This is a genomic window from Ferrovibrio sp. MS7 (genome assembly GCF_038404985.1).
GTDB classification, from domain to species: Bacteria; Pseudomonadota; Alphaproteobacteria; order Ferrovibrionales; family Ferrovibrionaceae; genus Ferrovibrio; species Ferrovibrio plantarum.
The window spans coordinates 250,735-271,481 of sequence record NZ_JBBKBA010000003.1; the positions used below are offsets into that span (position 1 = coordinate 250,735).

The 20,747-nt window shown below is 63.1% G+C and carries 24 protein-coding genes and 1 tRNA gene; 5 read left to right on the plus strand and 20 right to left on the minus strand.

Going from position 1 to position 20,747, the window contains the following annotated elements; genetic code table 11:
• Nucleotides 1-4 precede the first annotated feature (4 nt).
• Genes V6B08_RS19480 through V6B08_RS19490 form a run of 3 tightly spaced genes read left to right on the plus strand, consistent with a single transcriptional unit; the run spans nt 5 to nt 2,474 of the window.
• A complete protein-coding gene (locus V6B08_RS19480; protein ID WP_341984064.1) occupies nt 5-865 on the plus strand; it encodes a CmcI family methyltransferase in 861 nt (286 codons plus the stop codon).
• Entirely contained in the window at nt 862-1,353 is a 492-nt protein-coding gene (locus V6B08_RS19485; RefSeq protein ID WP_341984066.1) for a hypothetical protein, read from the plus strand. Before V6B08_RS19480 ends, V6B08_RS19485 begins: the two co-directional genes overlap by 4 nt.
• A complete protein-coding gene (locus V6B08_RS19490; RefSeq protein ID WP_341984068.1) occupies nt 1,350-2,474 on the plus strand; it encodes an Ldh family oxidoreductase in 1,125 nt (374 codons plus the stop codon). Before V6B08_RS19485 ends, V6B08_RS19490 begins: the two co-directional genes overlap by 4 nt.
• On the opposite strand, the gene V6B08_RS19495 is transcribed toward V6B08_RS19490, so the two are convergent.
• A complete protein-coding gene (locus tag V6B08_RS19495) occupies nt 2,471-3,424 on the minus strand; it encodes a VOC family protein (RefSeq protein WP_341984070.1) in 954 nt (317 codons plus the stop codon). The genes V6B08_RS19490 and V6B08_RS19495 overlap by 4 nt on opposite strands.
• A gap of 35 nt (nt 3,425-3,459) precedes the next feature.
• Between V6B08_RS19495 and V6B08_RS19500 the strand changes: the two genes are divergently transcribed.
• Nucleotides 3,460-4,098: a TetR/AcrR family transcriptional regulator gene (locus V6B08_RS19500; protein ID WP_341984072.1), complete on the plus strand. Its 639-nt coding sequence runs from the start codon at nt 3,460-3,462 to the stop codon at nt 4,096-4,098.
• A 25-nt stretch (nt 4,099-4,123) separates the two neighbouring features.
• On the opposite strand, the gene V6B08_RS19505 is transcribed toward V6B08_RS19500, so the two are convergent.
• From V6B08_RS19505 to V6B08_RS19575, 15 genes are all read right to left on the minus strand, one after another.
• Complete coding sequence (locus tag V6B08_RS19505; RefSeq protein WP_341984074.1) at nt 4,124-4,975, minus strand: hypothetical protein; 852 nt, start codon at nt 4,973-4,975, stop codon at nt 4,124-4,126.
• Nucleotides 4,976-4,989: 14 nt separating this feature from the next.
• Nucleotides 4,990-5,817 (minus strand): citryl-CoA lyase, encoded by an 828-nt coding sequence (locus V6B08_RS19510; RefSeq protein WP_341984076.1) that lies wholly within the window; start codon nt 5,815-5,817, stop codon nt 4,990-4,992.
• A gap of 71 nt (nt 5,818-5,888) precedes the next feature.
• The gene (locus V6B08_RS19515) at nt 5,889-8,000 is read right to left on the minus strand and encodes a M10 family metallopeptidase C-terminal domain-containing protein (RefSeq protein ID WP_341984078.1); all 2,112 of its coding nucleotides are present in this window, start codon (nt 7,998-8,000) and stop codon (nt 5,889-5,891) included.
• A 99-nt stretch (nt 8,001-8,099) separates the two neighbouring features.
• On the minus strand, nt 8,100-8,714 hold the full coding sequence (locus tag V6B08_RS19520) for a DNA-3-methyladenine glycosylase I (RefSeq protein ID WP_341984080.1): 615 nt from the start codon (nt 8,712-8,714) through the stop codon (nt 8,100-8,102).
• Between the two features lie 3 nt (nt 8,715-8,717).
• Nucleotides 8,718-9,005, minus strand: a complete 288-nt coding sequence (locus tag V6B08_RS19525) for a YciI family protein (protein ID WP_341984082.1) — start codon at nt 9,003-9,005, stop codon at nt 8,718-8,720.
• 22 nt (nt 9,006-9,027) lie between these two features.
• Nucleotides 9,028-9,609: a TetR/AcrR family transcriptional regulator gene (locus V6B08_RS19530; RefSeq protein ID WP_341984084.1), complete on the minus strand. Its 582-nt coding sequence runs from the start codon at nt 9,607-9,609 to the stop codon at nt 9,028-9,030.
• Between the two features lie 80 nt (nt 9,610-9,689).
• Nucleotides 9,690-10,367, minus strand: a complete 678-nt coding sequence (locus tag V6B08_RS19535) for a DUF4136 domain-containing protein (protein WP_341984087.1) — start codon at nt 10,365-10,367, stop codon at nt 9,690-9,692.
• 309 nt (nt 10,368-10,676) lie between these two features.
• Nucleotides 10,677-11,393 (minus strand): hypothetical protein, encoded by a 717-nt coding sequence (locus V6B08_RS19540; RefSeq protein WP_341984089.1) that lies wholly within the window; start codon nt 11,391-11,393, stop codon nt 10,677-10,679.
• A 181-nt stretch (nt 11,394-11,574) separates the two neighbouring features.
• Nucleotides 11,575-11,667, minus strand: a tRNA-Ser gene (locus V6B08_RS19545).
• Between the two features lie 96 nt (nt 11,668-11,763).
• On the minus strand, nt 11,764-12,273 hold the full coding sequence (locus V6B08_RS19550; RefSeq protein WP_341984090.1) for a YbaK/EbsC family protein: 510 nt from the start codon (nt 12,271-12,273) through the stop codon (nt 11,764-11,766).
• Complete coding sequence (locus V6B08_RS19555; RefSeq protein WP_341984092.1) at nt 12,264-12,911, minus strand: 2-hydroxychromene-2-carboxylate isomerase; 648 nt, start codon at nt 12,909-12,911, stop codon at nt 12,264-12,266. Before V6B08_RS19555 ends, V6B08_RS19550 begins: the two co-directional genes overlap by 10 nt.
• A gap of 18 nt (nt 12,912-12,929) precedes the next feature.
• The gene (locus tag V6B08_RS19560; RefSeq protein WP_341984093.1) at nt 12,930-13,571 is read right to left on the minus strand and encodes a glutathione binding-like protein; all 642 of its coding nucleotides are present in this window, start codon (nt 13,569-13,571) and stop codon (nt 12,930-12,932) included.
• Between the two features lie 10 nt (nt 13,572-13,581).
• Nucleotides 13,582-14,010, minus strand: a complete 429-nt coding sequence (locus V6B08_RS19565) for a GNAT family N-acetyltransferase (protein WP_341984094.1) — start codon at nt 14,008-14,010, stop codon at nt 13,582-13,584.
• Nucleotides 14,011-14,022: 12 nt separating this feature from the next.
• Nucleotides 14,023-14,727, minus strand: coding sequence for a glutathione binding-like protein (locus V6B08_RS19570; protein ID WP_341984095.1), 705 nt, complete (start codon nt 14,725-14,727; stop codon nt 14,023-14,025).
• A 119-nt stretch (nt 14,728-14,846) separates the two neighbouring features.
• Nucleotides 14,847-17,108, minus strand: a complete 2,262-nt coding sequence (locus V6B08_RS19575; RefSeq protein WP_341984098.1) for a PAS-domain containing protein — start codon at nt 17,106-17,108, stop codon at nt 14,847-14,849.
• A gap of 208 nt (nt 17,109-17,316) precedes the next feature.
• Here V6B08_RS19575 and V6B08_RS19580 point away from each other — a divergent pair, with 208 nt between their 5' ends.
• The gene (locus V6B08_RS19580) at nt 17,317-18,693 is read left to right on the plus strand and encodes a flagellar hook-basal body complex protein (RefSeq protein ID WP_341984100.1); all 1,377 of its coding nucleotides are present in this window, start codon (nt 17,317-17,319) and stop codon (nt 18,691-18,693) included.
• Nucleotides 18,694-18,700: 7 nt separating this feature from the next.
• Here V6B08_RS19580 and V6B08_RS19585 read toward each other — a convergent pair whose 3' ends face one another.
• The 4 genes from V6B08_RS19585 to V6B08_RS19600 all read right to left on the minus strand — a co-directional run bounded on the left by V6B08_RS19585 (nt 18,701) and on the right by V6B08_RS19600 (nt 20,741).
• Nucleotides 18,701-19,069, minus strand: coding sequence for a hypothetical protein (locus tag V6B08_RS19585; RefSeq protein ID WP_341984102.1), 369 nt, complete (start codon nt 19,067-19,069; stop codon nt 18,701-18,703).
• 85 nt (nt 19,070-19,154) lie between these two features.
• Nucleotides 19,155-19,352 carry a heavy-metal-associated domain-containing protein gene (locus V6B08_RS19590; RefSeq protein ID WP_341984104.1) on the minus strand — a complete coding sequence of 66 codons (198 nt, stop codon included), beginning with the start codon at nt 19,350-19,352 and terminating at the stop codon, nt 19,155-19,157.
• 62 nt (nt 19,353-19,414) lie between these two features.
• Entirely contained in the window at nt 19,415-20,017 is a 603-nt protein-coding gene (locus V6B08_RS19595; RefSeq protein WP_341984106.1) for a DUF6655 family protein, read from the minus strand.
• Nucleotides 20,018-20,099: 82 nt separating this feature from the next.
• Nucleotides 20,100-20,741: a redoxin domain-containing protein gene (locus V6B08_RS19600; protein WP_341984108.1), complete on the minus strand. Its 642-nt coding sequence runs from the start codon at nt 20,739-20,741 to the stop codon at nt 20,100-20,102.
• Between the last annotated feature and the right edge of the window lie 6 nt (nt 20,742-20,747).

Sequence of the window (20,747 nt, forward strand, 5' to 3'; positions counted from 1 at the left end):
ACACATGCCATTGCCCGCGCCGGGCCCCGCCCTCGACAAGGACATCGCGCAGAAATACATGCGCCACCTTGTCACCAACAACGCAGTCGACGATGCCGAGCAGCGCAAGGCGTTCTGCGAGGCCAACAACGTCCATCCCAAGCTGCTCTATTCCAACCCGCATATCCACGCCATCAACAAGCTGTATGGCGACCACTCGAATTTCGAGCGGCTGCTGGATATGACGCTGAAGGATTACCTCTACTACCACTACTACTATATCCATCAGGGCTATCGCTACGGCGCCTCCGATCTGCAGCAGCGCTGGCTCGGCCATGACCTGATCAAGACGCCGATGGATTGCTGGATCTATCAAGAGCTGATCTGGGAGACCAAGCCGGACATCGTGCTGGAATTCGGCGTCATGTTCGGCGGCGCCAGCCATTTCTACGCCTCGATCCTCGATCTCGTCGGCCATGGCGAAGTGATCGGCGTCGATATCACGCTCTCGAAGGTGAAGGAGATCCGCAACAAGCGCATCTCCTATATCGAAGGCTCCTCCACCGCCGAAAAGACGCGCGAGGAAATCTTCCGCCGCTGCCACGGCAAGAAGGTGCTGATCATCGCCGATTCCGACCACGAGAAGACCCACGTGCTGAACGAGGCGCTGCTCTATCACCCGCTGGTGCCGGTGGGCGGCTACTATGTGTTCGAGGACTCGCTCAACGACGTGATGGGCTACCACCCGGTGCCGAATGAAGGCCCCAAGGCGGCGGCGCATGCCTTCCTGGCGCAGAACAAGTCCTTCGAGGCCGACATGCGCTTTGCCGAGCGCTACATCATGACCCTCAATCCCTACGGCTTCCTGCGGAGGGTCAAGCCATGAGCATCGCGATTTCCGCTGCGCCGCATATCGACACCTCGGCGCTGGTCAAGAAGCTGGCCGCCGAGAGCAAGCTCAGCCCGGTTGCCGACCCGACGCCGCTGCTGGTGCGTTCCTACGGCTTCCAGACGCTGTACGACATGCCGCTGCCGCTGCAGACCACGATCCGCAAGCGCCTGATCGCCGAGCATAAGAACGCCCTCACCGGCACGCCGAAGCTGTTCGAGCATGGCGTGTTCCCGTGGCTGGCCGACTGGATGCGCTGGCATTGGGGCACTACCCCGGCCGAGGCCTGGGAAGACGTCATCGCGCTGGGCGCCGCCTGCGCGCAAGGCTATGGCCGCATCATCCATGTCTCGGATGGCCCTACCAAGGGCTATGACGGCTATGCCTGGCTGGACAAGCGCAACAGCCGCCAGATCGACATCCTGCTGCATCAGCTCTACGCGCAGCTTGGTGTCACCGCCAAGGTCGAGACCATCACCCTGTGAGTGGTACGCCTTTAGATCGCGAGCATGACCGGCGCGGCCACGCGCCGGATTCCGCGCCGCGTTTCGCCGATGCCACCCTGCTCGGTTTCGCTCAAACCCTGCTGCTGAAAGCCGGGATGGAAGCCGACAAGGCTACCTGCGTCGCCGAATTGCTGCTCGATGGCGACCGCATGGGCCATTCCACCCATGGCCTGCAACTGCTCGGCGGCTATCTCGGCGAAATCGAGAAAGGCAATATGAAGACCAGCGGCCAGCCGATTGTGCTGGCCGACCGCCCGGCGGCGCTGACCTGGAATGGCGACTATCTGCCCGGCCTGTGGCTGCTGCGCGAGGCGATCCGCGAAGGCGTCAAGCGTGCCCGGGTGCATGGCACCTGTACCATCGTGATCCGCCGCTCGCATCATATCGGCTGCCTCGCGGTCTATCCGCCGCTTGCCGCCGCCGAAGGCATGATGCTGCTGCTGGCCTCCTCCGACCCGTTCGGCAATTCGGTGGCGCCGCATGGCGCGCTGGCCGGCCGCTTCACGCCCAATCCGATTGCCGCCGGCTGGCCCACCGACGGGCTGCCGGTGGTGATGGATATCAGCGCCTCCACGACGTCGAACGGCATGACCTCGCGGCTGCATCGCCTGAACCAGGCGGATGGCGGCGAGCGCCGCCTCGGTGGGCAATGGCTGGTCGACAACCAGGGCAATGCCACCGACGATCCGGCCGCTTTCTTCACAAAGCCGCCCGGCGCCATCCTGCCGCTCGGCGGCATGGATCTGGGCCACAAGGGCTATGCGCTCGGCCTGATGGTCGAGGCGCTGACCAGCGGTCTCGGCGGCTATGGCCATGCCGACAAACCGGCGCATTGGGGCGCCAACGTGTTCCTGCAGATCATCGACCCGGAAGCCTTCGGTGGCCGAGAAGCTTTCCTGCGCGAAACCAGCTTCATCGCCGAGGCCTGCCGCACCGCGCCGGTGAAGCCGGGCAATCCGCCGGTGCGCCTGCCCGGCGAGCGCGGCCTGAAGCTGAAGGCCGAGCAGATGCAGGCTGGCATCCGCCTGCATCCGGAAATCCTGCCGAGCCTGGTGCCGTGGGCCGAAAAATTCGGCGTCGCCCTGCCGGCTGCGCTCTAGGCCGCCTGCTTCAGCGGATCATTGAACGGTCGCAGCAGCATGGCGCTCAATGCCCGCAGCTTCGCCCGTAAAGTCGGGTGATGCCCCCAGCGGCTGGCAATGGTCTGGCGATGCGTCTCCCAGCCCTCCGGCACGATCACCTGTGTACCGGCGCCGATCTCGAAATCAAAGCCGGACGGTGTCTCGCCGTAGAAGGAGCAGGTGCTATCCGGCTCAGGATGCTGGCCGATTTCCAACATGATCGGCACACCGGCCTGGCGCGCGCGATCATAGGCAACACCGACATCCGCCAGCCGCCGCGCCTCCAGCATGAAATGATTGAGCCGCTTGCGGCTGGGTACCGACATCACCGCCAGGGAATGATGCCGGCTGTTGGCATGCAGGAAGCTGCCCTGCACCGGAATCGGCCCGACCTTGGTGCGCAAGCGTTCGGTAACGCCCATGCCGAGCGCCGCCGCGTAGAATACCTCAAGCCGGGCCGGATCATGGCTGGCCAGCACCGCATGGCCGATACCAAGCATGCCGGCATTGAAGCCCCCGGGCATGGCCGCAGAGGCAAAGGGCGTGCTTGCCTCTGGCAACCCTTCCACCACTTCGTTCAGTGTGCCATCGGGATCACGGAACGTGATCATCCGCACAACGTTCCGTTTCGCAGCCAGCACGGGCTGTTCCTCTATCGCCACCTGCATCCCCTGCAGCCGCTCCAGCACGGCCTCGAATGCGGCCGGCGTCGCGGCGGACCAGCCAAGCGCGGCAAGATCATCGCGCCCTCCCTGGCGTAGCAGCAGCCGGTAGGCGGCATCGTCGCAGCGGAAAGCCAGCATCTCGCCACCACAGCCCGCTTCTGCCGGCATCAATCCCAAAATCGTGGTGGAGAAACGCGACCAGCGGTCAGGATTGCTGACCTCGAACACCAGATAGCCTAAGCTCAGACCCGTCATCATCGTCATGCCTTCGTTGCATATAATTGAGGTTAATCTCATTTATGAGACTTGTCTCAACTAATAGCGAAAAACCTGGCAAGCGGCAACGGACTCGTGCACAGCTTGTCCAGGCCGCGAGAATCGTCTTTTCGGTCAAGGGCTTACAGGGTGCCTCGATTCAGGAAATCGCCGCAGAAGCCGGTCTCGCCAATGGCACTTTCTACAATTATTTCCAGACCAAAGAGGAAATCGCCCAGGCCGTCGCGGTCGAATCAGCGGTGGCGCTGAGCCAGCGCATCGCCCAGGCCCATGCTGGTGTCGAAGATGGCGCCGAGCGCGTTGCCATTGGCGCCAGGCATTATATGCGGCTCGCCGTGCATGAACCTGTGCTGGCCGGCCTGATCGTACATCTGGCCGCCGAAACGTCCGACTTCGCCGCCAACGTGCGCGGTTATGTGCAGGCAGATTTCCAGCTTGGCCAGCGCCAGGGGCGCTTTGCGCAAATCCCGGCACCGCTGGCGCTGGACTTCATCTTTACCACCGTGCTGATGGGCATGCGCCGGCTGTTGCAACAGCAGACCCGCAACAGCCTGGCTTATGCCTCCAGCGTCGTCACCCTGGTACTCAGTGGCCTTGGCATGCCGCAGGCGGAAGCGGCAAAGATCGCCCGGCGCCCCCTGCCGCCCCTGCCCGAGAACTGAGGCAACCGGACGCTGAGGACGCGCCCTAATAGGCGTTGATCGTCAGGTATTCCTTCACCCGCGCATCGCGCCAGGCATCGTCGCGGCCCCAGCCGGTGTTGCGCACCACGTCACAGGCGGCCAGCGCGGCCTCCAGGCCGCCCTGGCGTGGCCGCAGGGGTTCCGGGGTTGCCGCCAGCAACGCCGCCGCCACGTCGGCCGGCGGCTGTGGCCCGCCCTGCAGCCAGGCATCGTTGAGCTTGAAATCGCTGCGGCGGCATTTCTCGATCATGTAGTCGCAGGCCGATTGCAGGCGCGGCAACTGCCCCGGCAGCACGGTGATCGCCGGCAGGATCGGCGCCAGGCCGGGCAACACGGTGTTGGCGTAAACACTGGCGCCCCAGTAGCTGCCGGCAATCGCCGCGAAATGCTGGAAATCCTCGACCTCGGTCATGCCGGACTCAACCCAGGGCAACACCTCGATTGGCGGCTTGGCCGGATCGACCGTATCGTTGGCGACATCGATATAAAGACTGCCGACCTGGAAGGCATTCTGGAAATAGCGGCCGCGCAGCACACCCCAGACGCTGCGCACTTCGCCGCCGCCGCCGAGAAAGCCGCGCAACGCCTGCAGGCTGGGCGGCAATGGCGTCTGCTGCTGCATCAGAGCAGCAAGCTGCCCCAGCACATGGCGCGAAATCAGGTCGCAACGGCCCAACGGATACGGCTTGCCATTGGCATGGGGAAAGCGCGGCTGCAATTCAACATCGGCATTGCGGCGCAGTTCCAGCAGCACCGTCATCAATTCCGGAATCACTGGCGCGATGGCCTGCGCGGTAAGCTGTTCCATTGCCGGCGTCACCGGCGCCGGCTGCTGCGGCAAAAGACTATTGCTCATGGCCACACTGTCATTCATGGTAGGTCACGCTTCGCGGGTCCTGTATACTGGTAGAGAAAATCCGGCGGGGTTGGCCCCTTGATGCGGGTGCCTTCGTTCATCTGCTCCCAGGCATGGGAGAGGATGCCGACGCCGCGCGAAAGCAGGAACAGGCCGCGCCCCAGCGGCGGCGGAAAGCCGAGTTCGCAGAAGATCACGGCGGTGGCGCCGTCTATGTTCATCGGCACCGGCTTCTTGGCACCCGCCTTAGCCTGGGCCAGCGCCTGTTCAACGGCGCGGCCGATGGCGGCATAGCGACCCGAGACCGTGCCGGCCGCGACAGCGGCATCCACCAGCGCCAGCAGCTTCGGGCTGCGCGGATCGACGGGATGGAAGCGGTGGCCGAAACCCGGCACATGCTTGCCGTAGCGCTCCTGCCATAATGCCACGCCTTCCAGCACCGAGGCTTCAAGCGGCGCGCCACCGGCAATGCGGGCGGCAATCTCCTCGTAGAGCTGCATGCATTGCTGGCCGGCGCCGCCATGGGTATCGCCGAGCGCCGCGATACCCGCCCCCACCGCACCGTTGAGGTCGTTGCCAGACGATACCGTCATGCGCGCAATGGCGATGGACGGCGCCTGCGGCCCGTGATCCACCGCCGCCACCAGGGCGGCTTCCAGCAGGGCGGCCTCTGCCTTGCCCGGCAACTCGCCGCGCAGCATCAGCCACAGCATTTCGGCATAGCCAACCTTGCCGATAAGCTGCTCGATAGGATAGCCGCGCGGGCGGATCACGCCGGGCTCGATATCAATGATCGCGGTGCGCCACCATTCGCGGGCGCGCTCTCGGCTGTCGTCGCTCATGCCTGATTCCTTAGCCAGAGCCCAGTCTAGAGCCTGCCGTGGCGCAAGCAAACCGTTAGCTCGCCCCTGGCTCAGCCGATCAAGAAGCTGCCATCGGCGAGGGTGACGACCCCGACAAGATTGATGGCGAAATCCGCCACCCCATCGCCATTCACTTCGGCGGTAAGCAGCCCCTTGGTCACCATCACCTGCCCGGCCACGGTGAACGCCTTGCCCGTGATAAAGACGAAATCCTGATCTCCCGCCTGGGTCGTGTCGGCGTCAATGGCAGACAGGTTGATCCGGTCGCCGTGGCGCAGATTCAGGTCGCTGATGGTGTCGCGGGCGGTACCGGCGAAGGGTGAGTCATTCAGGCTGGTGAACATGAACACATCGGCGCCGCCGCCGCCGGTCAGCGTATCCTGCCCTGCCCCGCCGGAGATCGTATCGTTACCGCCGCCGCCAAGAATACGATCCTTGCCGGCACCGCCGCTCAGGACATTGGCGCCCTCATTACCGATCAGGTGATTGTCGGCGCTATTGCCAGTGCCGTCGATGGCGGCGCGGCCCGTCAGCGTCAGATGCTCGATATTGGCCGTCAGGACGTAGCTGATGCTGGCTTGCACCGAGTCATTGCCCTGGTTCGCCAGTTCAACCACCACATCGCCTGCATCGTCGATCACATAGACATCGTTGCCAAGGCCACCGATCAGCGTATCTGCGCCGGCACCGCCATTCAGCGTATTGTTGCCGCGATTGCCGGTGATGACATTGGCAGCAGCATTGCCGGTGCCGTTGATCGGGTTGGCGCCGGTGAGAGTCAGATTCTCGATATTGTCGCGCAAGGTATAGGAAACAATCGACGATACAGTGTCGTCGCCCTCGCCCGCCGCTTCCACCGCGCGGTCCTGGGCATTGTCGACGACGTAGGTATCATTGCCGAGGCCGCCGATCAGCGTATCCGAGCCGGCGCCGCCATTCAGCACATTATCCAGCGCATTGCCGGTAATTGTATTGATGCCGGAATTGCCGGTGCCGTTGGTCGCCCCTACCAGCACCAGGTTTTCCACATTGGCGCCGAGGGTGTAGCTGGCGGAAGCGATGACGGTATCCGCGCCCTGGCTGGCATTCTCGAGCACCTTGTCGGCTGCGTTATCGACATAATAGGTATCGTTGCCGGCACCGCCGCTCATCGTGTCCTTGCCGGCGCCGCCAGTCAGGACATTGGCGGCAGCATTGCCGACCAGGGTGTCATTGCCGCTGCCCCCAGTGGCATTTTCGATCACCACCTTGTTGGCGATGGTAAGGCCGCCCTGCACGCTGCTGGCCTGCGAGATCGAACCGCCGGCCGTGGCGCCGGATAGGGTTGCGGCATTGAGGTTGATGGTGACATTGCCAGTAGCGGCGCTGGCATCCACGGTATCGTTGCCGCCGGTATCCCATACGCTCTGCCAGGCGGTGCCGATGGTGTTGCTGGTGGGCAAGGCGTAGGTGTCGTCACCCGAGGCCGTGGTGGTGTTGGCGCCATAGATGCGTTGCAGCGCGGCGATGTCGAGCGCCATCAGGGTGCCCTGGGCACCAAACGAGCTGGTGGTGGGCGGCGTGGTGTTGAGCCCGTTATTGTAGCTCATCGTGGTGTAGACGCCCTGGTTCAGCGCATAGGTGCCAAGCGATGCCGAGGATGTCACCCCCGGGAACAGCGTGGCGCCGGGATTGCCGCCGCCATCATGCGGATGCGCCAGGCCCATGCCGTGGCCCAGTTCATGGATGATCACCAGATTGCCGACCGAACCGGGCGTCAGTGTCTGGAAGGCAGGGGCGTCGATGTTGAAATAGCCATGGGTCTGGCTTTGCGACCCATCCGGCACATCATGCTGGCCCAGCACATTTGGCTGGAAATTGCTGCCCGGCGCCAAGTGCCACACCATATCGGCACTGGCGGCATCGGTCACTTCGACGAATTTTACATTCGCCACCGCTTCGAATTGCCCGATCGCTGACTCAAACGCCGCGATCAGACCGGTCGTCCACGGCTGCCCGGTAAAGCCGCCAATGGGACTGTCTGCCGCACTCACCGCGTCGGCGGAAAAATAATAGCCGATGGGATTGCTGGCAGCATTCTGCCAACCGGCACCCCAGACCAGGGAGTCGATCTGCGGACTGCCATACCCCTTCTCGGCGAAACTGTTGCTTTGCGTGGCCATTCTGTCCCAACGCGCGATGCAATGGCCCACGCTAGACAATCTGACTGATTATGCCACCAAAATTATTCAACCGGGTCCGATGTAAGCAGACGCTTATGGTTAACTCCCGCGTGGCGGCTTGAACTTGGCCCGTGCTTTGGCTGCTTTGGCGCGGATCACGCAATCCTCGGCATGGTCGTTCACCAGGCCCATGGCCTGCATGAAGGCATAGACCGTGGTGGGGCCGACAAAGGCCCAACCACGCTTCTTCAAATCCTTGGACAAGGCCACCGAGGCCGCCGTGCTGGAGGCGCTTTGCGGCGGCGCTGTTTCGCCGGACACCGGTTCGAAGCGCCAGATATAGGCGGCGAGCGACCCTTCCGCCTTGACCATTTCCCTGGCGCGCTTGGCATTGTTGATAGTCGCCTCGATCTTGCCGCGATGGCGCACGATGCCCTCATCTTTCAGCAAGCGCGCAACATCCTTCTCGGTGAAGCGCGCCACGCGTTCGAAATCGAAGCCATGAAAGGCGGCACGGAAATTCTCGCGCTTGGCCAGGATGGTGCGCCAGCTCAGGCCCGACTGGAAACTTTCCAGGCAGAGTTTCTCGAACAGGCGACGGTCATCCTCCACCGGGTAGCCCCATTCATGGTCGTGATAGGCGAAGAATTCCGGTGCTGCCGCACACCAGCGGCAGCGTGGCTTGCCATCGGGGCCAGGTATCGTCTTGCTCATGTCTCAGCCTTTCAGGAATGCCAGCCGTTCATCCAGCCGGCCCGGCGCGATTTCAAGAATCTCGGCACTCACAACCTGCTCGACAACGAACGGGTCTGCAGCCACCCGGGCCTCGATCTCCGTACGCGAGACGCCATGAGCGAGCACTGCGCCGCCCAGCGCAGGTTGCATACTGCCGGTGAGCAGGAACACACCTTCCTCGAAGCCTTGTCTGATCCAGGCATTGTGGCCTTCCATCAGGCGCGGCGCCGCCGCCTTGTTGGCGGCGAATTTCAGCGTCACGACAAACATTCCATCCCCCTTCCCCATTGCCTCAGGCTCGCGCGCGTGCCGGCTTCTGCGTCTCGAGCCAGGCGCACATATCCTCCACCTCGCGGCGGATGAAGGCTTCGTGGCGGAACGCCGTCGCCAGCGTGGCAACGCCCTGGCTGCGCGCCAGCAGATGCAGCGCCAGCACATCGGCCTCGCGGCCATGTCCCCGCGCCTTGAACTGCTTCGCCAGCCAGTCGCGGAACAGGGTGAACAGCTTCGCCGCCTCGCCCTTGGCGCCGTGATCTAGCTTGGCCAGTTCGCTGCACAATGTACCGACCGGGCAGCCATAGAGCATGATCTTGGCGCGGTTCATGATCAGGATATTGATGAAGCTGCGGATGCGCTCTGCCGGCGCGGCGCCTGCTGCCTCCCAGGCATCGAGCATGCGCTGCGTATTCTCCAGCCGCAGTGCGATTACGGCATCAAGGATCTCGTCCTTGGTCTTGAAGTGATAATAGAAATTGCCGCGCGACAACTTCACGGCTGCGGCGATATCGGCGAACGACGTCGCCTCGAAGCCCTGCTCGTAGAACAGCCGGTCCGCCGCCTCGACAATCTGCTGCCGCGTTTCCGCCGCGCTCATCCGCCGCCCCTAGGTCATTTGCCCTAGAAGCATTTTAGGACGATTGTCCAAATCCGGTCAAGCCGTCGCGAAGTGCTAGCCTAGCCGCAATCAGCGACCGGAATGACCACTGACTCGCTGCCGGTTTTGCGAAACTCGGTGAACACCGCCTTGATCATGCATTTCGAAACGGCGGCGAACGAGCTTGCCGAACCGGCGCTGGTCGAGCGCGCTTCCCACACGCCGGCGAGTTTGTTCTCCGCGATGGAGCGTTTCCAGTCGTAGATGTTCACATCCAGGAAGCGCGTGTAATGCGTGCTGGTCTGGGTGCTGCTGCCGACCACGCCATAGGTCGGTGGCGTGTAGGTGGTGCTGTTGTAGTTCGCGGTGCCGAAACCGCCGCCACCGCCATAGGCATTCACCGTGCCGCTGGTATAGCTGGTGCCGCCGCCGGTCTGGCCCCAGATCGGCACCTGCGTGGTGATGGTGCGGGCATTGCCCTGGCCATAGTTGAACGCGACGCTGTAATCGGCGTTGCGCATGTCGTTGGTGCGGCGCCAGCCGAGACGCTCAAGCTGGGCGGCAATCGCCGTGGCATAGGTCTCGTATTCCACCGAGCCGGTCTGGCTGTCCATCGGCACGAATACGAAGGTCTTGCCGGTGAGATCGGCCGGCAGGCTTGGCGCCTGGAAGCGCGACACATCGGTCTGTACCCGGGTGACGCAGGCGGCAAGCAGAAGCGGCAGCAGCAGAAGGGACAAGGGGCGCAGGCGACGCATAGGGCCTCTGGGGCGTGGTGGCGGCTCCCCAGATAGTAGCAAATTTCTATCTCAAGTGAACGCTGATCAAACCGCAGGCTCGCCAAGGTTTGGGGTTCAGTCAGCCAGATACAGCCGCCAGAAGCAGCTCAACAGACTGAGAATAAAAGGGAAATGGCGGAGGGGATGGGATTCGAACCCACGGTACAGGTTTACCCCGTACAACGGTTTAGCAAAACCAAACGACGCCAGGAGAATCAACGTAATGCCAAACTTCCATGCGTCGCAAAGGCGCATATTACAGTTAGAAGTTGGGGCATCATTATGTGGTCATGAGCTTGCCGCTCGGCGCGCAATCTCTCTGAGGTGCCGACCGGTGACGTCGACGAATAGTAGAGCTGCGAATGACCGGCGGAACATCACATTGAACATGTAGAGTTCGTTTTCTGGTTCGGCTCGGTAGATGTAGCCGAACGTTCCAGATAGGTCTTTTCCATTGCGGAGCAATGGCCGAGTTTCGCCTTCAAACCATTCCTCCGAAACGAGGCCCTTTTGAATTGTGTCAAGTGTGATGGTGCGCGTCAGAATCTGAGATTCCACAGGAAGAATGCGTCTGGTTTCTAAGTAGTAGAATGCTCGGGCCCACTTGTGGAAAACGACTTCAAATGCATTCCCAATTTCCGGCCCTTGTTCAAAGGCCATCAGTTCGTCTGACACGGGTCTGATTGTGGACTCAAATTCGGACATCGCCGCTGGAAGGTTGTTACGGCTGCCTAGACCGAGTTTCACAATTTCCTCATTGCGAGGCGGGAAAGCGGGGTTTGCCAATGAGCGAGAGAAGAACGCGACGATTTGCTCCTCTTGAGATGTATTTCGATTGCACACCGAGCAAGCAGGAAACTCGAAACCTTCAGGCCAATTATTCCCGTCGAAACACGCACGAGAAGGCAGGTGATCGATTTCAACTGCCTGGCGCGCCCCTGCGCAAAAACAACAGATCGGGTGCTCCGCTAGAAATCGGGCCTTTTTCCCGTTTGCTCTCCCCATTCGATTATCTCATCGGTGTTCGTTCAGACGCGCGAGAGCTTACATCTGATCTCGGAATTGATTCTTCCTCAAAGTTGGACATAGCCAGTGGTTACGGTGGGAAAAGCCGGACGTGAGCAAGCCAAAGCTTGGAAAGCAATTGCGTCACGCTGAGGCTATAGTGCTGAAAATAAAAGGGAAATGGCGGAGGGGATGGGATTCGAACCCACGGTACAGGTTTACCCTGTACAACGGTTTAGCAAACCGCCGCCTTCAGCCACTCGGCCACCCCTCCGCACGCGAGTGGGTTTTACATTACACGGCGTATGCGGGGCCTCTTCTAAGGGCCGGGGGCAGGCCTGTCAATAAGTTGGGGGCCGCCTAGGCGGCTTCAGCTTGCGGGCGCCAGATCCGCGACGGCCTGGCCGCCGGTCCAGGCCAGCAATTCGGCATAGGTGAGCGGGAAAACCGCGTGCGGATGCCCGGCAGCGGCATGCAGCAGGGCGAATCGCTGCAGCGAGGCATCGATTGCCATGGGCAGTTTGCCAGGGTGGCCGAAGGGCGAAACGCCGCCGATGGCGAAGCCGGTGGCTTCCCGCACCAGGTCGGCGGAAGCCCGCTTCGGCGGCTTCTCCAGCCCCAGCGCGCGACCGAGCGCCGCCGTGTCGCACATACGGTCGCCGGCCACCAGGGCCATGACCGCCCGCCCGTTCCCTGGGCCTCCGGAATCGAATACCAGCGACTTCACGATGGCGCCGACTTCGCAGCCCAATCCTGCCGCCGCCTCGGCAGCTGTCCGTGCGCTGTCGGAGAGCGCGATGATGCGGCTGCCCGCCCCCGGCGCATGGGCCTCCAGCGCCAGCCGCACGCGCTGAACGGAAGCGTTGTCGTCTAAAGCCATGGCTTCTCTGCCCAGGTCAGCGCCTGTTCCAGGCGGTCGTTGCCCCAGAAGACCTCGCCGCCAGTGCCTTCGGCGCTGGCACCGACCACGAAGCTCGGGGCGCCGAACAGGCCGCCATTGATCGCGGTCTCGACCTGCTGGGTGAGTTGGATCTTCACCCGCTCGCTCTGCGCCTTGCGCAACGCCGCCTCGCCATCGCGGCCCAGGCTGCTGGCGAGCTGGCGCAGCACTTCCGGATCGGCGATGTCGCGATCCTCGGCGAAGGCGGCCGAGTAAGCGGCGCGGATCAGGTCCCGCCCCCAGCCCTCTTCCAGTGCCACCAGGGTCAGCCGGGCGGCATTCAGGCCCATTGGCGGATAGCGCGTCGGCAGGGTCCAGGGGATGTCATAGAGCGCGGCATGGCGGGCGACGTCGCGCCAGCGATAGCCGCGCTCGGACGGCGACACATCCTGGAACGGGCTGGGATTGGCCGAGCGGCGCTGGAAGATCGGCCCCAGCAGGAAAGGCCGCCAGTCGATCTCGATGGCCTGGCCATTGGCCGCGCGCGTGGCCACCAGCCCCTCCACCCGCGACACCGCGAGATAGGAATAGGGACTGGCATAGTCGAACCAGACGCTGAGCCGCAACGGCGCTGTCATGCCCTGCCCGCCTTAGCCTTACGGCACGTCGTAGCCGCGCTGCACGGCAGGCCGGGCGGCGATGGCGTCGAACCAGCGCTTCACCGCCGGATAGTCAGCCAGGTTGATGCCATGCCATTCATGGCGCCCGGCCCAGGGATGGGTCGCCATGTCGGCAATCGAATACTCCTTGCCGGCAAGGAACTCGTTCTTCGCCAGATGGCCGTTCAGCACGCCATAGAGCCGCTTGGTCTCGGTGCTGAAGCGGTCGATGGCATAGGGCACCTTCTCCTTGGCGAAGCGCACGAAATGGTGCGTCTGGCCCAGCATCGGGCCGAAGCCGCCCATCTGCCACATCAGCCATTGCAGCGCCTGGCCGCGCGCCCGGGCATCCTGGGGCAGGAACTGGCCGCTCTTTTCCGCCAGGTAGATCAGGATGGCGCCGGACTCGAACACGGCGTAAGGCCCAGGCTTACCATCCGCTGGGCCATAGGCTGCCGGCGGTGCATGATCGACAATCGCGGGGATCTTGTTGTTCGGATTGACGCTCAGGAAGTCCGGCGCGAATTGCTCATCTTTGGTTATGTTTATGGGGAATACCTGATATTTGAGGCCAGCCTCCTCCAGCATGATGGAGACTTTGCGGCCATTGGGCGTGCCCCAGGTATAGAAGTCGATCACGGTCTGAATCCTATTTGAGATACTTCAGGAAGTGGAAGGCGGTAACGGCATAGCGCTGGCGGAAGTAGAAGCGGTGGGCGTCGGTGCGCTGGGTGCCGGAATCGAGATCCACCACCTTGCGGCCCTCAGTCCTCGCCAGCGCCTCGACCCAATCCAGCATCACCGCGCCATAGCCTTTGGAGCGCACGGCAGCCAGGGTGGCGAGGTCATCGACATAGATAAGCGGGCCATGCACCAGGCGTTCCTGGCGGCGGAAACCGATACAGGCGACCGGCTTGCCGGCTTCCTCGACATAGCCGAGCTGGAAGCCCTCGCGCTCCTGGCGGCGAACCCGTTCAATGAGTTCGGCGACATCCTTGAGGTGCGGCCGAAGCTCCTGGATCACCGGAAAGCAGGCGGCGATCTGGGCATCGGTCTCGGCAATCGTGACAGTCGGCATCAGTTCTTCATCCTAATTCTTCACTACCGCAGCGGTCTGGCCGAACAGCACCTTCTTGGCATCCTCGGTCATCGCCGGCACACCCTGGTTGATCGGCTTGCCCTTCTCATAGGCCAGCTTGGTGGTCGGCCGCGCCCAGATGCTGTCGAACCAGCGCTTCAGGTTGGGGAAATCGGTCAGTGTCTGGCCTTGGCGCTCATGCGGGACGATCCAGGGATAGGAGGCCATGTCGGCAATCGTGTAGGCATCGCCGCAGATGAACGCCTTGCCCTCAAGCCGCTTGTTCAGAACGCCGTACAAGCGGTTGGTTTCATTCACATAGCGATTCATCGCGTAAGGAATTTTCTCCGGCGCATACTGGTTGAAATGGTGGTTCTGGCCACACATCGGACCCAGCCCGCCCATCTGCCACATCAGCCATTCGGTGCAGGCCACCCGGCCGCGCAGGTCGGTGGGGATGAACTTGCCGTATTTGTCCGCCAGGTAGAGCAGGATGGCGCCGGACTCGAAAACCGAAATCGCCTCGCCGCCATCGGCGGGCTGGTGATCGACAATGGCCGGCATGCGGTTGTTCGGCGCGATCTTCAGGAAGTCAGGCGCGAACTGCTCGCCCTTGCCGATATTGATCGGCTTGATCGTGTAGGGGATACCGGCTTCTTCCAGGAACAGGGTGATCTTGTGCCCGTTCGGGGTCGGCCAGTAATACAGATCGATCATCGTTTGCTCCCCAGCATTCAGCTCGGGCCGGAGTGTGGGCGAAGCCGCCCATGCTTGCAACCCGCGGCCACGCAACCCACAGCCAAGTTAAGGCGCCAAGTGCTTGAAGCAACCGGGTTTCAGGCTGCCTTGGCGGGCGCCTGCAGCGGCAGGATGATGGTGAAGCGGCTGCCGCCATTGGGGCGGCTCTGCACGGTGATATGCCCGCCGAGTACCTGGGTCACCAGATTATAGACGATATGCATGCCTAGCCCGGTGCCGCCGCTGCCACGCCGCGTGGTGAAGAACGGGTCGAAGATGCGCGGCAGGATCGCCGGCGGGATGCCCTTGCCGTCGTCGCTGATCTCAATGGCGAGGCGGTCGGCACGCACCGGCGCCACCCGCACCCGGATCACGCCGGGCTGGTTGCGACCCTCGTAAGCGTGTTGCAGGGCGTTCATCACCAGGTTGGTGACGATCTGGCTCAGCGCGCCGGGGCGGTGTTCCACCACCAGGCCCTCGGGGCAATCCAGCGCCACCCGGTGCGGCGTGCGGCGCAGTGCCGGCGCCAGGCTGAGCAGCACCTCCTGCAGATAGGCGCCAATATCGAAGGCGCGCTGGGTATCGTTGGTCTGGTCGGCGGAAACCTGCTTGAAGGCCTGCATCAGCCGTGCCGCGCGGCTCAGGTTGCCCTGCATGATGCGGGTGGCTTCCACGGCATTGTCGATGAAATCCTGCAGGGCGGCCGGGTTCATGCTGCCGGCCTTGGCCTGAGCGGCCAGCTTCTCCAGTTCGCCGGCCATATGCGAGGCCGCCGACACGCCGATGCCCAGCGGCGTCGAAATCTCATGGCTCATGCCGGCCACCATGGAGCCGAGCGAGGCCATCTTCTCGGCCAGGATCAGGCTGGCCTGGGCTTCCTTCAGTTCGGCCAGCGCGCGCTCGGCATCGTCCTTGGCGCGGCGCAGCTCGTCCTCCATGCGCCGGCGCGCGGTGATGTTCGAGCGTACCACCACAAGATCGCCGGATGGCGTGACGCGTTCCTGCACCAGATACCATTCGCCGTTGCGGGTGCGGATATCGGCGGTGCGCTCGGCCTGGACATTGCGGTCCAGCCGTTCATTGCTCACCGCCCCCTCTTCCGCCCGGCTTTCCGCCGGATCGAACACGCCGCGCTCGTAACCGATGGCGATCAGTTCGTCGAAGCCCTTGCCCAGGGTCTCCTCCACCGTCAGGCCATAGAGCGCGGCGAAGCGGCTGGAACAGATCGACACCTTGTCCTCGGCATCGAAGATGGCGAAGCCGTCGCCGGCCACTTCCACGGCATGACGCAGGCGGCGGTCGGTGGCATCGCGCTCGGTAGCATCGGTGATGGCGAAGGCAACGCTGCCATCCGGCAGATTGCCAGCAGTGAAATCCAGCACCTTGCCGCTGCGGCGATGGCGGGCGGTCTGGTTGCCGATTTCGCCGCTGATCAGGCGGTTGAGATGGAAACGGAAATCCTCCGGCCCGAGATCGCCGAAATCGCGCCGCCGCGCCAACAGGCGGATCATGTCCTCCAGCGTGGTGCCGGGCTGCACCGCCTCGGACGGCATTTGCAGCAATTCCAGCGCCCGCTGGTTCACCGTATGCAGCCGCTGCGCGGCATCGAACAGGGCGACGCCGATCGGCAGCGCATCCAGCGCCCAGGCCTGATAGGCCTCGCGCTGGCGTGATTCCGCCAGTGCCGCGTCGCGCTCGGCGAAACTGCGCTCAGCGGCCTTGGCGGTGAGATAAGCCCGGCGCCGCGCCAGCTTGATCTTGCGCATGCCGACAAAGCCGGTGACGTTGACGCCGAGCAGCAGCAGCGCCATCAGCCACACCTCGCCCAGCGCATGACCGAACAAGGTGGCGGAAAGGCCGAGGAAACCCAGCGACAACAGAGCCGCGTTCAGCATCGCCACGATCAGGCCGTTCGGCATCACCAGGTAATAGCCGAACACCGCCGCCATAGTGATGGCAGGCGGCGTGATCACCGGCATCTCGGCGCCATTGCCGCGCGTCAGGTACCAGGAAGCCAGGATATGCAGGTTAAGCAGCAATTCGCCGAGGCCAATCCAAACGAACAGCGCATCGGTGCTGGCCGCCTGCCGGATCGCCAGCAGCACCATGGTGCCCACCGCCAGGCCAAGCAGGCGCAATGCTGCCAGATCGTAGAACGGTTCCGTGAGGCCGAAGAACCAATAGTCGCGCAGGCCCGCCAGCACGAACACGCCGGTGGCAATGATCGCCACCAGACGGCCCAGGTCGCGCGCCTCTTCCAGGATCGAGGCGCGGAAAGCCTGCTCCTCGCGCGCGTCGCGGAATTCACCGGTGAAGGTGAAGCGGCTTTCGGGCAATGGTGGCAGGCGGCTGTCGGCCATAGTGGCCGCATTATCACCAGCCGCCCGGCCCAAGCCAAGGAACCCCAGCAACAATTGCCGCGGCCTCTGCCCCTACCCGGCAAATTTTGCCGAGCCGGGCTGCCTTGGCCGCTGCCATGTTAACGAATTCCGCCACTTAACCGCTGGCACGCGGCTTGCTCCATCTCAGGCCAACAGGACTCATCTTGCCCGTTCGGAGGCGATCACCATGACCTTTTTCGGCGCACTCGGTACTGCGGTTTCCGGCGTCAATGCTGCGGCCACCTGGGTCGGCAGCATCTCGGACAACATCGCCAACAGCACCACCAACGGCTACAAGGTGGTGAACACAGCGTTTTCCGACCTGGTGCATAACAAGGTGCTGGGCGAAAGCCCGGTGATCGACAGCACCAAGCAGGGCGGCGTGCTGGCCTCGGCGAAATTCGAGAACCGTGCCCAGGGCGGCTTCCTGCAAACCTTCCAGACCACCAATATCGCAGTCTCCGGCCAGGGCTTCATCCCGGTCGGACGCCCCACCAACATCGTCGACACGACAGTCAACGGCGAAAGCGACCGCACAGTGACGGTGGACAGCACCACCTATTTCACCCGGCTCGGCGACTTCCACATGGATGCCGGCAATTACCTGGTCAATTCCAACGGCTATTACCTGCTGGCCAGCCCGCTCGGCACCACGCGCACGCAATTGCTGAAGGTGGATGACTCGCCGATCGAAGCCATTCCTACCAGCAATATCTCCTTCACCGCCAACCTGCCGGCCAATGCCACCACCGGTGCGCAATCGCGCTATTCCATTCCTGTCTATGACGCCAATGCCACCGCCACCACCGGCCAGCATGATCTCCAGGTGACCTGGACCAAGACGGCGACGGCCAACGAATGGCAGTTGCAGATCGATGCCGGCGAAACCGGCCAGACCAGCTTCGGCCCGGTCACCGTCACCTTTGCCGATGGCTCCACCCCGCCCTTCGTTGCTGGCCGGCTGCAGAGCATGACCACCGCCGATGCCGGCCTGACGTTGACGCCCTCCACCGATGGCGGCCCGGCCACCATTACGCTCAGCCCAGAATTCGGTGGCGCCGCTCAGGATTTGACGCTCGATCTCGGCTTCTTCAATGCCAACTTCGATGCCACCGCCACCGCCGGCCTGACCCAGTACACCACGCCCACCGGGCAGCCGAGCAATGTCGATTTCAACCAGGATGGCCTGCCCGGTGCCGAATTCAAGAACGTGTCGTTCAACGATCTCGGCCATATCATCTACAATTACGGCAATGGCCGCAGCCAGACGCTGTTTCAGGTGACGCTGGCCAATTTCCGCGAACCTGACCGCCTCGACCGCCTGGACGACACCACCTTCCTGCCGACCTCGTCATCCGGTACCGCCGTTTTCGGCAATTCCGATGACCCGGATAATCCGGCCGCTGTCGGCCGCTTCGTGCCGGCCACCGTGGAGCAATCCACCGTGGACATCGCCGAGCAGATGACCTTTCTGGTGCAGGCACAGCAGGCCTATGGCATGAACAGCCAGGTGATCACCGCCGCCGACCAGATGCTGTCGCGGCTGATCGATCTCAAGCGGTAAGCCATACTCAGGCTGGCGTACACCTAACGATGAATTTCGGCTGCGTGTAGCGGCAGAGCATGTCATTCGCCTTGTTTGGCGGCGCGACGCGGAACACCTCGCCTTCCATGCGGCGCAAGGCATAGCCATTGGAAAAACGCAGCCAGCCGAAGCTGTCGAAATAGCTGGTCAGGCCATTGGAAAAGACCAGCTCGCGCTTGCGGTTCTTCTCCACCGTCACGTTGTTGGAATAGGTCAGCTTGCCGTTCTCGCCCTCGGCAATGGTAAGGTCGGTACTGCAAATGGCGCTCTTCTCATCGGGCGTCATGCGGCACTGAAACGGCGGCTGCGGGCTGCTCAGCAGGATGGCAAAGACGGTGGCTTCCATCAGATTCATGGCAGGGCCCCCTCAAGCGATTTCCGGGTGTCGATTCCCAGGGTGCGATTCCTGGCTGCCATCCTAGCAGAGCCAGGCACCGGGGCTAAGCCGCGATCTCGAAGCCGGCCTGCTCGATGGCGCTGCGCACAGCCGTTTCCTGGGCCGTGCCGGGTTCCACCCGCACGATCTTGGCCGGCAGGTCGATCTCCACTTTGCCGATGCCGGGCAGGTCGCCAAGTGCCTGGCGCACGGCGCCGGCACAGCCGCCACAGGTCATATTCGGAACGGTATAGGTAAGCATGGTCTTTCTCCTTGCCTCCAAGGTGGGGCTTGCCACGGGGCAAGGTCAAGGCCGGGCAAGCGTTATTTGCCGACCCAAACATTGTCCTGGTCCGGCATCAGGTCGTTCCGGGTCCAGGAGAAGAAAAACAGCAGGCCCCAGTCGGTCTTCTGGGCAAAGCCGTAAACCGGGTCGCCAGCCTGCACCAGTTCGCCGGTCTTGGCATCCATCGTGGTGGCGGCAAGCTTGATCACGCCCTGGCGCCGGCGCTTCTTGAACAGCGCGATCTCCGGCACGTTGACATTGCCCGCGAGCGGAATCGGCACACCGAAATCGGGGATGCCGACCAGCGTGTTTTTGTCGTCGATCGACAGCGCGCCGATGCGCAGTTCCACCGCCATGGCGGCATCCTTGCGCTCGGCTACCAGACTGGCACCCCGGCGCAGCACATGATCGCGGATCGCCGCGATGGCGTATTTGGCATCCGCGCCTTCGACAAAGCGTTCGTCGATGAACACCGTGGTACCAGTGGGAATCTTCGTTGCCACCTGCTCGGCAGCACGGTCGGCGGCGGTGGACAGCAGCATCTGTTCGGTGGCGGTGCGGCCGGTATCGGTTTCCTTCATCGAGGAACAGCCGGCCAGCACCACCAGCAGGGCCAAAACGGCCAATGCACGGTAGGACATGAAAAAACCTCGGAACTGTATGTTTCAGTTCCGAGGTCTATTGCCGAAAAAGGGCAAGAACGTGGCCCTTTTGCGCCGATAATTAGCTCACATACTTAATCGTGCAGCCATAGGCGCGCGTCACCGGCGGATCCATGGTCTTGCCCGCCTTCGCCGCCGCCACTGCCTCGCGCACATAGTTGCGCGCGCCGTCCACATCGGCGAGCCGGGTGGAAGGCTTGTCGTCGATGGCGCCGGCATAGGCCAGCACGCCCTTGGCGTCGATCACATACATATGCGGCGTCACCTGGGCGCCATACAGTTTGCCGATACGGCCATCGGTATCAAACAGCACATTGCCCGGCGCGGCATTGCGCTCGGCCGTGAGCTGCTTGGCCTGTTCCACCGACACATAGCCCTGCTCGCCCGGTGCCGAGGACAGCAGCGTCAGCCACACGACGCCCTCGGCGGCGGCGGCCTTCTGCAGGTTCTGCATGTTGCCCGACTTGTAGTGCTTCTGCACGAACGGGCATTCATGGTTGGTCCATTCCAGCACCACGGTCTTGCCACGGAAATCCGCCAGGCTGACCGGCTTGCCGTTCACATCCACCGCCTTGAAGGCCGGCGCAGGCTTGCCCGGCGTTGCCGTGGTGGTATCCGCCAGGGCCGGGCCTTGAGCCTGGGTGATGACGATGCCGCCGGCCAGCAGGGCCGCACCGGCAAGCAGAAGATGACGACGAAACATGATGTC